The 13,053-nt window shown below is 71.6% G+C and carries 10 protein-coding genes; 3 read left to right on the top strand and 7 right to left on the bottom strand.

Going from position 1 to position 13,053, the window contains the following annotated elements:
• Positions 1 to 44: 44 nt before the first annotated feature.
• Complete coding sequence (locus ACWIHY_RS15025) at positions 45 to 428, top strand: SsgA family sporulation/cell division regulator (protein WP_454376084.1); 384 nt, start codon at positions 45 to 47, stop codon at positions 426 to 428.
• Positions 429 to 554: 126 nt separating this feature from the next.
• Here ACWIHY_RS15025 and ACWIHY_RS15020 read toward each other — a convergent pair whose 3' ends face one another.
• A complete protein-coding gene (locus ACWIHY_RS15020) occupies positions 555 to 2,768 on the bottom strand; it encodes an MMPL family transporter (protein WP_454376083.1) in 2,214 nt (737 codons plus the stop codon).
• A gap of 140 nt (positions 2,769 to 2,908) precedes the next feature.
• Positions 2,909 to 3,487, bottom strand: coding sequence for a TetR/AcrR family transcriptional regulator (locus tag ACWIHY_RS15015; RefSeq protein WP_454376082.1), 579 nt, complete (start codon positions 3,485 to 3,487; stop codon positions 2,909 to 2,911).
• A gap of 284 nt (positions 3,488 to 3,771) precedes the next feature.
• Between ACWIHY_RS15015 and ACWIHY_RS15010 the strand changes: the two genes are divergently transcribed.
• Positions 3,772 to 7,116 (top strand): S41 family peptidase, encoded by a 3,345-nt coding sequence (locus tag ACWIHY_RS15010; protein ID WP_454376295.1) that lies wholly within the window; start codon positions 3,772 to 3,774, stop codon positions 7,114 to 7,116.
• A 409-nt stretch (positions 7,117 to 7,525) separates the two neighbouring features.
• Here the strand turns inward: ACWIHY_RS15010 and ACWIHY_RS15005 are convergent, their stop codons facing one another.
• The 4 genes from ACWIHY_RS15005 to ACWIHY_RS14990 form a co-directional block, all read right to left on the bottom strand.
• Entirely contained in the window at positions 7,526 to 7,774 is a 249-nt protein-coding gene (locus ACWIHY_RS15005; protein ID WP_454376081.1) for a hypothetical protein, read from the bottom strand.
• A 97-nt stretch (positions 7,775 to 7,871) separates the two neighbouring features.
• On the bottom strand, positions 7,872 to 8,756 hold the full coding sequence (locus ACWIHY_RS15000; protein ID WP_454376080.1) for an SDR family oxidoreductase: 885 nt from the start codon (positions 8,754 to 8,756) through the stop codon (positions 7,872 to 7,874).
• Positions 8,753 to 9,700 carry an alpha/beta fold hydrolase gene (locus tag ACWIHY_RS14995; RefSeq protein ID WP_454376079.1) on the bottom strand — a complete coding sequence of 316 codons (948 nt, stop codon included), beginning with the start codon at positions 9,698 to 9,700 and terminating at the stop codon, positions 8,753 to 8,755. Before ACWIHY_RS14995 ends, ACWIHY_RS15000 begins: the two co-directional genes overlap by 4 nt.
• Positions 9,697 to 11,220, bottom strand: a complete 1,524-nt coding sequence (locus ACWIHY_RS14990) for a flavin-containing monooxygenase (protein WP_454376078.1) — start codon at positions 11,218 to 11,220, stop codon at positions 9,697 to 9,699. The genes ACWIHY_RS14995 and ACWIHY_RS14990 overlap by 4 nt, the downstream gene beginning before the upstream one ends.
• A 165-nt stretch (positions 11,221 to 11,385) precedes the next feature.
• Between ACWIHY_RS14990 and ACWIHY_RS14985 the strand changes: the two genes are divergently transcribed.
• On the top strand, positions 11,386 to 12,219 hold the full coding sequence (locus ACWIHY_RS14985; RefSeq protein WP_454376294.1) for a MerR family transcriptional regulator: 834 nt from the start codon (positions 11,386 to 11,388) through the stop codon (positions 12,217 to 12,219).
• Here ACWIHY_RS14985 and ACWIHY_RS14980 read toward each other — a convergent pair.
• Positions 12,216 to 13,025, bottom strand: coding sequence for an exodeoxyribonuclease III (locus ACWIHY_RS14980; RefSeq protein ID WP_454376077.1), 810 nt, complete (start codon positions 13,023 to 13,025; stop codon positions 12,216 to 12,218). The two genes, ACWIHY_RS14985 and ACWIHY_RS14980, sit on opposite strands and share 4 nt — an antisense overlap.
• Positions 13,026 to 13,053 lie beyond the last annotated feature (28 nt).

Raw genomic sequence — 13,053 nt, 5'->3', positions numbered from 1 at the left:
TGGGACATTAGAGGACAAAGCCCCCGAAACTGAGGAGCCGCCCGATGCACCCCGCAATTGAGGACCACGCACGGGCCTGCCTCGTCACGGACGGCCCCCAGCGCCACGCCGTCCCCGTAGCCCTCCGCTACGACCCGGAGCGGGACCCGCTCGCCGTCCGCCTGGTCTTCCCGCCGGCCGTCTCGCCCGACGGCTCCGAGAACGAATGGATCTTCACCCGGGCCCTCCTGGAGGCGGGCATGACCCGTCCGGCCGAAACCGAGAGCGGCGATGTACGGGTGTGGCCGTGCGGCAGGGTGCAGGCCGTGATCGAGCTGCGTTCGGACGACGGCATGGCGGTGATCCAGTTCGACCGGGCACCACTGCTGCGCTTCCTGCGCCGTACGCACGCGGCCGAGGAGCCCGTCACCCCCGAAGTCGCCCGCTGAAAACGGTGGGGTCCCCCCGGCTTTCCGCCGGGGGGACCCCACCGCCGCACCGGTCCCGTCCCCACGAGCCGGTGCGCGACCGGGGCCGCCTTCCGCTCATGGAGCGGCCCCGGAGCTTCTCAGTGCCTAGGCGCGCACCAGCTCCCGCTCGGAGGCGTCGCCCGCATCGTCACCCAGCTCCTTGCGCAGCTGCTCGCCCTCGACGTCCACGTTCGGCAGCGCCTTGTCGAGCCAGCGCGGCAACCACCAGGCCTTCCTGCCGAGCAGCGCCAGCACGGCGGGCACGATGGCCATCCGTACGACGAAGGCGTCGAAGAAGACGGCGATCGCCAGCCCGAAGCCGATCATCTTGACCATCGACTCGCTGGACCCGATGAACCCGGCGAAGACAGCCATCATGATCACGGCCGCCGCGGTGACGACCCGCGCGCCGTGCTGGAACCCGGTGACGATGGCCTGTCCCGGCCGCTCCCCGTGGACGTACGCCTCACGCATGCGGGTGACGAGGAAGACCTCGTAGTCCATGGCGAGACCGAAGACGACACCCACCATGAAGATCGGCATCATCGACATGACAGGCCCGGTCTGCTCCACACCGAACAGGCTCGCCAGCCATCCCCACTGGAAGACGGCGACCACCGCGCCGAGCGCCGCCACCACGGACAGCAGGAACCCGAGCGCCGCCTTGAGCGGGACGAGGACCGAGCGGAACACCAGCATCAGCAGCAGAAACGCGAGGCCGACGACGAGCGCGAGATAGGGCAGCAGCGCGTCGTTCATCTTCTGCGAGAAGTCGATGTTCATGGCGGTGGCGCCGGTCACCAGGACCTCGGCGCCGGTGTCGGACGTGATGCCCGGACCCGCGTCGCGGATGGACCGCACGAGCTCCTCGGTCCCCTCGGAGCTGGGCCGGTCCTTCGGGACGACGGTGATGACCGACGTGTCGCCGGCCTTGTTCAGCGGCCCCTGCACAGTGGCGGCAACGCCGTCCATGCCCTTCACGACCTTGGTGACCCGGCCCACCGCGTCCTTGGGCTTTCCGGCCCCCTCCACATCGACGACCACCATCAGCGGCCCGTTGGAGCCCGGCCCGAAGCCGTCCGAGAGGAGGTCGTACGCCTTGCGCTGCGTCGTACTGACCGGCTGCGAACCGTCGTCGGGGAGCCCCATCTCCAGCGAGGCGGCGGGTACGGCGACCACACCGAGACCGACCACGGCGGTGAGCAGGACTGCGACCGGCCGACGCAGGACGAAGCGGGCCCAGCGCGTGCCCATGTTGGGCTTGTCCGCCTCGGCGGGCTGCGCCTGACGCGTGCGGGCCTTGCGCCCGAAGACCTTCTTGCCCGCGAACCCGAGCAGCGCGGGAACCAGCGTGAGCGCGATGAGAACGGCGATCACGACGGTGCCGGCCGCGGCGAAGCCCATCTTCGTCAGCATCGGGATGTTGACGACGGCGAGCCCGACGAGCGCGATCACGACAGTGAGCCCGGCGAACACGACGGCGGACCCGGCAGTTCCGACGGCCCGCCCGGCGGCGTCCTCCGGCTCACGCCCCTCGGCCAGTTCGGCGCGGAAGCGGGACACGATGAACAGCGCGTAGTCGATGCCGACCGCGAGTCCGATCATCATCGCGAGCGTGGAGGTCGTGGAACCGAGATCAAGAACATTCGCGAGCGCGGTGATGGTGGAGACGCCGATCCCCACACCGATGATCGCGGTGAGCAGCGGCAGCCCGGCGGCGACCAGCGACCCGAACGTGATCACGAGCACGATCGCGGCGACGGCGACTCCGATGATCTCGCCCGACCCGGTCTCGGGCACGGCCTGCAGGGCGTCACCGCCGATCTCGACGGTCAGCCCGGCGTCCCGCGCCTCGTCACCCGCTTCGGTGAGCGCCTCCCGTGCCTCCTCGGTCAGTTCCATCCCGCTGACCTTGTACGAGACCTGGGTGTAGGCCGTCGTACCGTCGCGGCTCACGGCCTTGCCCGCGTACGGGTCGACGACCGAGGCGATCTGATCGGCGCCGGCGCCCGACTTGAGCCCCTCGACGACCTTCTCCACCTCGGCGCGGTGGCCGGCGTCGGTCATCCGCTCCCCCTCGGGAGCCTTGAACACCACGCGGGCGGTGGCGCCGTCCGCAGCGGCACCGGGGAAGCGCTCGTCGAGCAGGTCGAAGGCCTTCTGAGCCTCCGTCCCCGGTATGGAGAAGGAACTGGACGTGGCAGTGGACGCGGAGGCGGCGCCGACGCCGGCGAGTACCAGCAGCGCTATCCACGCGAGGGCGACGAAGGGGCGGCGGCGGAAGGCGAACCGGCCCAGCTTGTAAAGGAATGTGGCCACGAGGGCGTACTCCCGGTCAGGTCGTTGGTGCGAACAGGGCATGGGTGACCAGCCCGACGACGAGAGCGGTGCGCGTCAGGTGGAGCGTTTCTGCGGGGACGGACGCCGGGGCGGGGAGAGTCCACGGCGCCGCTGCGGGACTACACCGGGACGCCCAGCGCGGGCAGCACCACGGCATCGACGTAGTCGGAGAGGAAGGCCCGGTCGGGCGACCGGCCCTCGATGAGCTCCTGGGCGACGAAGGCGCCGACCAGCATGTGCGGGACGTACCGCAGGGCGCCCGTTTCGGCGGGGATCTCTCCCCGGTCGACAGCGCGCCGCAGCAAGCCGTCCAGCCCGGTGAGCTCCGGCGCGATCAGCAGCTCCCTGAGCGCCTGATGGAGATCGGGGTTCTGGTGCACGGCCTGGGCGAGACCCCGCATCAGCGCGGAGTCCTTCTCCAGCTGGCAGTCGTCGGTCCGTTCCACCAGGGCGTGGAAGTCGCCCCGCAGCGTCCCGGTGTCGATGTCGGCGACGCTGACCGGCTTGTTGTGCCTGAGCGCCCTCGCCACGAGCTCCGGCTTGCTCCCCCACTGGCGGTAGAGGGTGGCCTTGCTGGACCGCGTACGGGCCGCCACAGCGTCCATGGTCAGCCCGTCGTAACCGACTTCGCGCAGCAGATCCAGCACGGCCTCGTACAGCTCGCTCTCGCGCTCGGGCGTGAGCCGCGTACGTGCCATACCAACCACCTCCTGCCGAACGAAACGGTTTCGTACACCACACGCTACGCCCGCACCCGCTCGAAACGAAACCGTTTCGGTGGTGTTCTGCACCACAAGTTGCCGCGCCCCCGCCGTGCGGAAAGCATTGGGGCGTGAGCGACGCACCCGGGTCCGTCGGCCCGCAAGAGACCACACCCACCGAGCCTCTGGGCGCGGAGGGCATACCTCCGGCCGCTCCGGCCGACGACGCCGCATCACCGCGAGGGGACTCACTGCGCCCCGGCGCCGCTGCCCCTCCCGAGGTGCCGGAAGGGGACGCGCCGGGGCGCTCCCGGCAGGGCGTCGGACACAACGGCACCGCCCCCGCGTACCTCCGCTTCCCCCACCTCCACGGCGACCTCCTCTGCTTCGCCGCCGAGGACGACCTCTGGCTGGCCCCCGTCGTCCCGCCGGGCAAGCAGCCCGACCGCGCCTGGCGCATCACCGTCGACCGTACGAAGGTCTCCCACCCCCGCTTCTCCCCCGACGGCCGCCACATCGCGTTCACGACCTGGCGCAGCCTCGACCCCGAGGTCCACCTCGCCCCCGTGGACGGCGGCCCCGCCCGCAGGCTCAGCCACTGGGGCTCGCTCGACACCCGCGTCTGCGGCTGGACCCCTGAGTCGCCCGACCACCCCTCGCACATCCTCGCCGTCGCCTCGCACGGCCAGCCGTTCTCGCACTACTCCTGGGCGTACACCCTCCCCACGGACGGCAGCCCCGGCGCCAAACTGCCCTGGGGCCCGGTCTCCGACATCGCGGTCGCGGACATCGAGGGCGAGCGCCGTACGCTCCTGCTCACCGGAAAGCCCCCGCACGAGCCCGCCGCGTGGAAGCGCTACCGGGGCGGCGCGACCGGCCGCCTGTGGCTGCACGGCAAGCAGCTGCTCCCCGGCCTCGACGGCCATCTCGACTGCCCGATGTTCGTGAACGGCCGCATCGCGTTCCTGTCCGACCACGAGGGCGTGGGCAACCTCTACTCCTGCCGGTACGACGGCACTGATCTCCGCCGCCACACCGACCACGACGCGTTCTACGCCCGGCACGCCTCCAGCGACGGCACCCGTGTGGTCTACCAGTGCGCCGGCGACCTGTGGCTGGTCGACGACCTGTCCCCCGACGCGAAACCGCGCCGCCTGGACGTCCGCCTCGGCGGCCCCCGCGCCGGCCGGCGCAAGTACCACATCCCGGCGGCAGCCAACGTGGACGGCCTCTCGGTCGACACGACGGGCCGCGCCAGCGCGGTAGTGGTCCGGGGCAGCCTGTACTGGCTGACCCACCGCGACGGCCCGGCCCGCACGATCACGGACGTCCCGGGCGTACGGGCCCGCCTGCCCCAGATGCTGGGCGGCGGCGGCCAGGTCGCGTACATCACGGACGCGGAGGGCGAGGACGCGATCGAGATCGCGTACCTGCCGCGCGCGAGTGGCGACCGGGAGCCGCGCCGCCTGGCGTGCGGGAAGCTCGGGCGCGTACACGAGCTGGTGTCGGACCCGGAGGGCGAACGGATCGCGATCGCCTCGCACGACGGCCGGCTCCTCCTGGTGCACACGCTGGAGGAACCGGAAGGCGAAGCGGCCGACGTCCCCGAGGTCACCGAACTGATCCGCTCCACCAACGGCCCGGTCCGCGACCTCGCCTTCTCCCCGGACGGAGCCTGGCTGACCTGGTCGCATCCCGGCATCGGCCGCACGCTGCGCCAGATCAAGATGGCCAAGATCGAGACGAAGCAGATCGTCGAAGTCACCAACGGCCGCTTCGAGGACGAGAATCCGGTCTTCACGAGCGACGGCCGCTACCTGGCCTTCCTCTCGTGGCGGGGCTTCGACCCGGTGTACGACGTCCACACCGGGGACCTCTCGTTCCCCCTGGGCTGCCGCCCGTACCTCGTCCCCCTGTCCTCGGCGACACCGTCCCCCTTCGCCCTGTCCGCCGAGGGCCGCCCGGCGGCGGGCGGCCTTGACCCGGTGGAGGGAGAGGAGGGCGAGAGCACCGACAGCACGGCGGTCCTGGTGGAGGTCGAGGGCCTGCCGAACCGGGTGACGCCGTTCCCCGTGTCCGCGTCCAAGTACTCGGGGCTGCAACCCGTCTCCGGCGGCGGGCTGGTGTGGCTGCGCTGGCCGATCTCGGGAGCGCTCGGCGAGACGTTCGCCAACCCGGCGGACATGTCGGGCCGCCCCACGCTCGAACACTTCAACCTCACCAAGGCGCGCAAGACGGAACTGGTCGACCACCTCGACTGGTTCGCGGTGAGCGGCGACGGGACGCGCCTGGTGGTGATGGACGAGGGCGAGCTGCGCGCGGTCCCCGCCACCGAGTCCGGCGACACCGACACGACGGTCTACCTGGACCTGCGCCGCATCCTGCACCAGGTCGACCCGGAGGCGCAGTGGCGGCAGGCGTACGCGGAGGCGGGCCGTATCGTCCGGGCGTACTTCTGGGAGCCGCACATGTGCGGCGTCGACTGGGACGCGATCCTCGACCAGTACCGCCCCCTGCTGGAACGGGTGGCCACCCCCGACGAGTTCGCGGATCTGCTCCGCGAGGTCCTGGGTGAGCTGGGCACCTCGCACGCGTACGTCGCCGCCGCGCGCCGCAACGAGGGCCCGCCCCACTACCAGCGGGCGATGGGGCTGCTGGGCGCGAACTTCGTGTGCCGGCACGGGCAGTGGCTGGTACGCCGCATCCTCCCCGGCGAGTCGTCCGACTCCAAGGCGCGGTCGCCGCTGGCCGGTACGGGCATCCGGGAGGGCGCGGTCCTCACGCACGTGGACGGCCGGCCGGTGGACCCGGTGGCGGGCCCGTCCCCGCTGCTCGCGGCGGCGGGGGGCACGACGGTGGAGCTGACGTTCGGGCCGGCGGAGGGGGAAGGCCCGGCGCGCCGGGTCGCGATCGTCCCGCTGATCGACGAGCGTCCGCTGCGCTACCAGGACTGGGTGGCCAAGCGCCGGGAAGTGGTGCGGGAGTTGAGCGGCGGCAAGTGCGGCTACCTGCACATCCCCGACATGGGCGGCTCCGGCTGGGCTCAGTTCAACCGCGACCTGCGGATGGAGGTGTCGCTCCCGGCGCTGATCGTCGACGTACGGGGCAACGCGGGCGGCAACATCAGCGAGCTGGTCGTCGAGAAGCTCACCCGCACCATCGTCGGCTGGGACCTGACGCGGGACGCGGAACCGGTGTCGTACGCGTCGAACGGCCCCCGGGGGCCGGTGGTCGCGCTGGCCGACGAGGCGACGTCGTCGGACGGCGACATGATCACGGCGGCGTTCAAACTCCTGGGCCTGGGACCGGTGGTGGGCCAGCGCACGTGGGGCGGGGTGGTCGGCATGACCGGCCGCCACACGCTCGGCGACGGAACGGTGATCACGGTGCCGATGAACGCGGCGTGGTTCGACGCGTACGGCTGGTCGGTGGAGAACCACGGCGTGGAGCCGGACATAGCGGTGCTGCGTACACCGCTCGACTGGGCGGAGGGGCGTCAGGCGCAGCTGGGCGACGCGGTCCAGGTGGCGCTGGAACTCCTGGCGGAGCGCCCGGCGGCGACTCCCCCGACGTACACGAACGTCCCGGACAAGTCCCGCCCGGAACTGCCGCCGAGGCCGGAGTAACGGGGCAGCGAGAGCCTCCGCTGCGGGGGCGGGCCCCCGGCCGGACGGCCGGCACCGCCGACGACTGCGGGCCTGCGGGCGAACGCGCCGACTCGCGCCGAACCTGCCCACCCTGGCCCACCCCGCCCACCCGTCGAAAGAGGCTGCGGAGGCGAAGACTTCCGCAGCTCTCCCCCGACGGGCGGGCGGGTGGGCCAGGGCGGCCCCGACGGGCGGGCGGAGTGGGAAAGGGTGCCCGGCGCGCGGCGCAGCGTCGCTCGGGGGCCGGGGCGAAGCCCCGCGCCGCCCGCCCCGCGCAGCGGCGGCACCCCACTTCCGCACTCAACCCCGCGCACACACGAAAGAGCGCACCCGGCGACGACCGGGTGCGCTCTCCCTACTCCACGAAGACGCGGCAACGCGACCCGCGTCAGGCCCGGTAGCGCTCCGGACCCTCGCCCATCTCGTCGTCCAGCGTGTCCTGGCCCTGCCCCATCCCCAGGTCCCGGTCCTCCCGGGCCCGACGCAGTCGCTCCGACGACTCGTCCTGCGCACCGCGCGCGGTCCGCTCGCCGGGAGCGCGCTGAGCGCCCTGGCCGCCCTGCTTCGCCTGCTTGGCCTGCTTCGCCTGGTCGGCGATCTCCTGCGCCTTGTCCTTGAACTGGTCCTTGATACCCATGAGGTTCACTCCTACTGGGGTGTGAGGGGGATGCGGGGCGGTGTCGCCCCTTGGGCCTCGACCAGACTGACACGACCGGACATACAACGCATTTCGATCAGTTACGCTGCGTACGCGCCTTCTCGTCCGCCTCGCCCCCCGCCCCCACGAGCCCCTTCGAGACCCCCGCCAGCCGGGGCTCGAACCGCTTCATCTCCCGCTGCCCGACCGCCCCTATGAGAGCCGGCAAGTACCCCCGCACGGACTGCATCCCGCGCAGCCACCACTGCGCGTACACGTGCGACGAGCGCCGCTCGATCCCGGCGACGATCCGGTCGACGGCCGGACCGAGCGGGTACGTCCGGTTCGAGGGCCACGGCAGCCGCTGCCGCAGCTCCCGCATCACGTCGTCCTCGTCCGCGCCCCGCACCATGTCCGTGTCGGTCCAGGACAGGTACCCGACCCCGACCCGCACCCCGCGGTATCCGACCTCGGCCCGCAGCGAATGGGCGAACGCCTCGACGCCGGACTTCGACGCGCAGTACGCCGTCATCATCGGCGCCGGCGTGATCGCGGCCAGCGACGCGATCTGGAGGAAGTAGCCCCGGCTCTCCATGAGTACCGGCAGGAACGCCCGCCCCGTCACCGCCCCGCCGATCAGGTTGACCTCGATGACCCGCCGCCACGCGACCGGATCGGAGTCGACGAACGGCCCCCCGGAAGCGACGCCCGCGTTGGCAACGACGATGTCGACCTTCCCGAACCGCTCCTTCACCTCCCGCGCGACCTGCGCCATCGCCTCGTGGTCGGTGACGTCGGCGTACCACCAGTCCGCCTCGGAGTGCAGCCGCCCCGCCACCTGCTTCAGCTCGTCCGGCTCCAGGCCGACCAGTGCCACCTTCGCGCCACGCGCCGACAGCTTGCGGGCCAGCAGTTCGCCGACCCCCCGTGCCGCGCCCGTGACGACCGCGACCTGTCCTTCGAGGCTCTGCCTGTTGCTCATACGGCCTGCTCCTTCTCTTCCGCACTCACCACAGCCGGGACGGCAACGTACTCGTTCACAAGCTCCCGCAGCTTCGCCGTGACAGCCTCCGGGGCCTCCACCGGCGTCATGTGCCCGACGCCGGTCAGCTCGGTGAGGCCCAGCGAGTGCGGCAGCGCGGCCTCGATCTCGCGGGCGTGCACGCGCGGCGTCAGCCGGTCGGCGGTCCCCGCAATGACGGCGGTGGGTACGGTCAACTCACTTATCCCCGCGGCAAGGTCGAGCTCCGCGAGCACATGCGACCACGCGACCCGCGACGCCCTGGGGCACGCGTGGACGATACGAGCGCACTCCGCCACCCGCTCCGGTGACGCCCCGGGCCCCATCGTCCCGTACTTGAGGATCTTCTTCGAGAGCGGCGTGACCGGCCCCAGCGGCGCCCGCGCCCCCAGCACCGCCCGCGTGATCCGCGTCCGCAGCCGCCCCGGCCGCATCGGCAGTACGAGCGACTCGGCCACCAGCCGTGCGCTGCCCGTGCTGCACAGCAGAATGGCCGCCGCGTGCTCGCGGAAGCCCGGCCGCCCGGCGGCGGCCATGATCGTCATGCCGCCCATCGAGTGCCCGGCCACTACGGCCCGCTCGCCCGGCGCGAGTGCGGTGGCGAGCACCGCTTCGAGGTCGTCGGCGAGGGCGTCGGTGCTGTAGCCGTCATGCCCGACGGCCGGCGAACGCCCGTGCCCCCGCTGGTCGTAGACCACGACCCGGTACTCGCCGGAGCCTGCCAGCTCCCGAATCTGCGCCGACCAGAACAGCGTCGAGCAGGTCCAGCCGTGCGCCAGGACGAGCGCGGGGGCGCCTTCGGGCCCGTACACCTCGACATGCAGGCGCGATCCGTCGGCGGAGACGGCGGTCAGCTCGCGCGAGGCGACGAGCGGCTCGCCCGCGACCTTCATCAGCCGGCTCATGCGACGACCTCCGCGGCGCCGGCCTTGTCGCCGGCCGTCTCCTGTTCCGCGCGTGCCCGGATGACCTCGTACTCCGCGAGATTCACCTCCCGCGTCGCACGCCGGAACTCGCTCGGCGTGCCCGGCCAGATGGTGGTGTTGCGCCCGTTCGCGTCCAGGTACCAGCTGTCGCAGCCTCCCGTGTTCCACACGGTCCGCTTCATCCGGTCCTGCACCCGCCGGTTCCAGGCGTGCACGGCAGAAGCCCGCGCCCCGAGGGCCGCCCTGCCGCCCAGGACCCGCAACTGCCGCAGGTAGTCGGCCAGGTAGTTGAGCTGCGACTCGATCATCAGGATCATCGAGCTGTTCCCGAGCCCGGTGTTCGGCCCGATGATCGTCATCCAGTTGGGGAAGCCGGCCGCCGTCGCGCCGCGCAGCGACTCCATCCCGTCCTTCCACGCCTCGGCGAGCGTGATGCCGTCCGCGCCCACCACCCGCTCGGCGATCGGCATGTCGGTGACATGGAAGCCCGTACCGAAGACGATCGCGTCGACCTCGGCCTCGGTCCCGTCGGCCGCCACGACGGTGGAGCCGCGCACTTCCCTGAGCCCTGAAGCCACCACATCCACATTGCGCTCCGCGAGTGCCGGGTAGTACGCACTCGACAGGAGGATGCGCTTGCAGCCGATCCGGTACGAGGGTGTCAGCTTGGCCCGGAGCTCCGGGTCCTTGATCGCCTTGGCCATGTTGGCCTTGGCGAGCGACTCGATGGCCCCCAGCTGGTTGGGGTGCTTGGTGAAGGCGGTGACCTGCAACTCCCGTATTCCGAAGAGCAGTCCGCGCCGCGCCTTCCCGGTGAACGGCAGCTGCCGGTGCAGCCAGCGCTCCGGCCCGGTGATCGCCCGGTCCATGCGCGGCATCACCCAGGGCGGTGTCCGCTGGAAGAGCGTCAGCTTCGCGACGTCGGGCTGGATCGACGGCACGATCTGGATCGCGGACGCGCCGGTCCCGATCATCGCGACGCGCTTGCCGCGCAGGTCGTAGTCGTGGTCCCACTTCGCCGAGTGGAAGACCTTGCCGGGGAAGCTGTCGAGGCCCGGGATCTCGGGAATCTTCGGGTCGGACAGCGGCCCGGTCGCGGACACGACCACATCCGCGGCGATCGTCCCCTGCGCGGTCTCGATCTCCCAGCGGAGGCCGTCGCCGTCCCAGCGCATCATCTTCACTTCGTGGTTCAGCCGGATGTGCGGCCGCAGCCCGAAGGTGTCCGTGACGTGCTCCAGGTACGCCCTGATGTGCTCCTGCCCCGAGAAGGTGCGCGGCCAGTCGGGGTTGGGCGCGAACGAGAACGAGTACAGATGGGACGGTACGTCGCACGCGCAGCCCGGGTAGCTGTTGTCGCGCCAGGTGCCGCCCACCGAATCGGCGCGCTCCAGGACGACGAAGTCGGTGATCCCCTCGCGGCGCAGCCGGACCGCGGCGCCCAGGCCGCCGAATCCGGATCCGATCACCGCCACTCGTACGTGCTCGTGCTCGGCCATGCCGACGCCTCCCGCGGTCCCACGACTCTGCCAGCAATCACTGGCACGATTCGGAGAGTAGAGCAGTGGCGTACTCATGGGTAGGGGGCGGACGGCAGAAAGTTACCGTCGGTACAACATAGGCTTTCTCCCGTGGACAAAGCCGCAGGAGCCCGCGAGTACCGTATGGAGGACCTGGCCAGGGAGGCCGGCATCACCGTGCGCACCCTTCGCTTCTACCGCGAACGCAAACTGCTGCCACCACCGCGCCGCGAGGGCCGTATCGCCTGGTACGACGACCACCACCTGGCCCGGCTGCGCACCATCGCCGCCCTGCTGGAGCGCGGCCACACCCTGAACGGCATCGCGGATCTCGCCACCACCTTCGAGAGCGGCCGCGGTGTCGGCGAGCTGTTCGGCGTCGGCGAAGACGCCACTCCTGCCACCTGGACCGAGGAGACGCCGGTCCGGCTCACCCCCGAGGACCTCGCGGACCACTTCGCGGGCGAGGTCACCACGGAGAACCTCGCCGCGGCGCTCGACCTCGGCTATCTCGCCACCGACGGCGAGGAGATCGTCCACATCAGCCGCCGGCTGCTGGACGTGTCGGCGGCCCTGGTCCGCGAGGGAGTGCCGCTGGCCGCAGTACTCGAAGCGGGCCGGGAGGTACGGAAGCACACCACGGCCATGGCGGAGATCTTCGCGGCCATGGTCCGCTCCCACCTGGGCGAGGAGGAGGCGGGCCGGGGCAAGCAGGGCGCGGAAGACCACGACCCGAGGGCCCGGGGCGCGGCGGACCAGGACGCAACGGACCAGGACGCGGCGGACCCGGGTGCTCGGGACACCGCGCCCCTGGAGCGCCTGCGCCCGCTCGCGAAGAGCGTGGTCGAGGCGGAGCTCTCGATGGCCCTGGACCGCCTGATCAGAGCCGAGAAGGACGCCTGGCCACTCGGACGCACGGACGCCACCGTCCACCGTCCGGGCGCGCAGCCGCCAGAGGCACTTCCCCCGAACGCCTAGCCCCCCAGCGGCTGCTCGAAGACGGCCGTTACCGGCGCGTGGTCCGACCAGCGCAGGTCATAGCCGGCCGCCCGCTCGACGTACGCCTTGACCGCCCGGCCCGCCAGCCCCGGCGTCGCCACCGCGTAGTCGATGCGCCAGCCCGAGTCGTTGTCGAAGGCCTTCCCCCGGTACGACCACCACGTGTACGGGCCCTCCTGCTCCGGATGCAGCGCGCGCACCACGTCGACGTACTCCGCCTCATCGAACACCCGCGTCAGCCACCCCCGCTCCTCCGGCAGGAACCCGGAGGACTTCCGGTTGGCCTTCCAGTTCTTGAGGTCGGCCTCCTGGTGGGCGATGTTCCAGTCGCCGCAGACCAGCACCTCGCGCCCGTCCGCCGCCGCGCGCTCCTTCAACCCCTTCAGGTACGGCAGGAACTCGTCCATGAACCGCACCTTCTCGTCCTGCCGCTCCGTGCCGACCTCACCGGAGGGCAGATACAGGCTGGCGACCGTGACCCCGGGCAGGTCCGCCTCGACGTACCGCCCACTCCCGTCGAACTCGGTGCTGCCGAATCCGACCTGCACCCGCTCCGGCTCACGCCGGGTGAAGAGCGAGACACCCGCCCGCCCCTTGGCGGCCGCCGGGGCGTGTACGACGTGCCAGCCCTCCGGGTCGCGGACCTCCTCCGGGAGCTGCTGCGGCTCGGCCCGTACCTCCTGGAGGCAGATCACATCGGCCGAGGTCCCGGCCAGCCACGGCACGAAGCCCTTCTTGGCGGCGGCGCGCAGGCCGTTAACATTCACGGAGGTCACAGTGAGCATCCCGGCACAATACAGACACCGGAAATCT

It is taken from the genome of Streptomyces sp. NPDC055287, from assembly GCF_053646035.1.
The sequence above is the reverse complement of the archived record's forward strand: the minus strand, read 5'-3'. Positions and strand labels throughout refer to the sequence as shown.

What these genes read in the sequence shown, in the direction of transcription:
- ACWIHY_RS14980 (WP_454376077.1), bottom strand. Translation starts at nt 13,025, where the DNA reads ATGCTCACTGTGACCTCCGTGAATGTTAACGGCCTGCGCGCCGCCGCC.
- ACWIHY_RS15015 (WP_454376082.1), bottom strand. Translation starts at nt 3,487, where the DNA reads ATGGCACGTACGCGGCTCACGCCCGAGCGCGAGAGCGAGCTGTACGAG.
- ACWIHY_RS14995 (WP_454376079.1), bottom strand. Translation starts at nt 9,700, where the DNA reads ATGAGCCGGCTGATGAAGGTCGCGGGCGAGCCGCTCGTCGCCTCGCGC.
- ACWIHY_RS14985 (WP_454376294.1), top strand. Translation starts at nt 11,386, where the DNA reads ATGGAGGACCTGGCCAGGGAGGCCGGCATCACCGTGCGCACCCTTCGC.
- ACWIHY_RS15005 (WP_454376081.1), bottom strand. Translation starts at nt 7,774, where the DNA reads ATGGGTATCAAGGACCAGTTCAAGGACAAGGCGCAGGAGATCGCCGAC.
- ACWIHY_RS15000 (WP_454376080.1), bottom strand. Translation starts at nt 8,756, where the DNA reads ATGAGCAACAGGCAGAGCCTCGAAGGACAGGTCGCGGTCGTCACGGGC.
- ACWIHY_RS15025 (WP_454376084.1), top strand. Translation starts at nt 45, where the DNA reads ATGCACCCCGCAATTGAGGACCACGCACGGGCCTGCCTCGTCACGGAC.
- ACWIHY_RS14990 (WP_454376078.1), bottom strand. Translation starts at nt 11,220, where the DNA reads ATGGCCGAGCACGAGCACGTACGAGTGGCGGTGATCGGATCCGGATTC.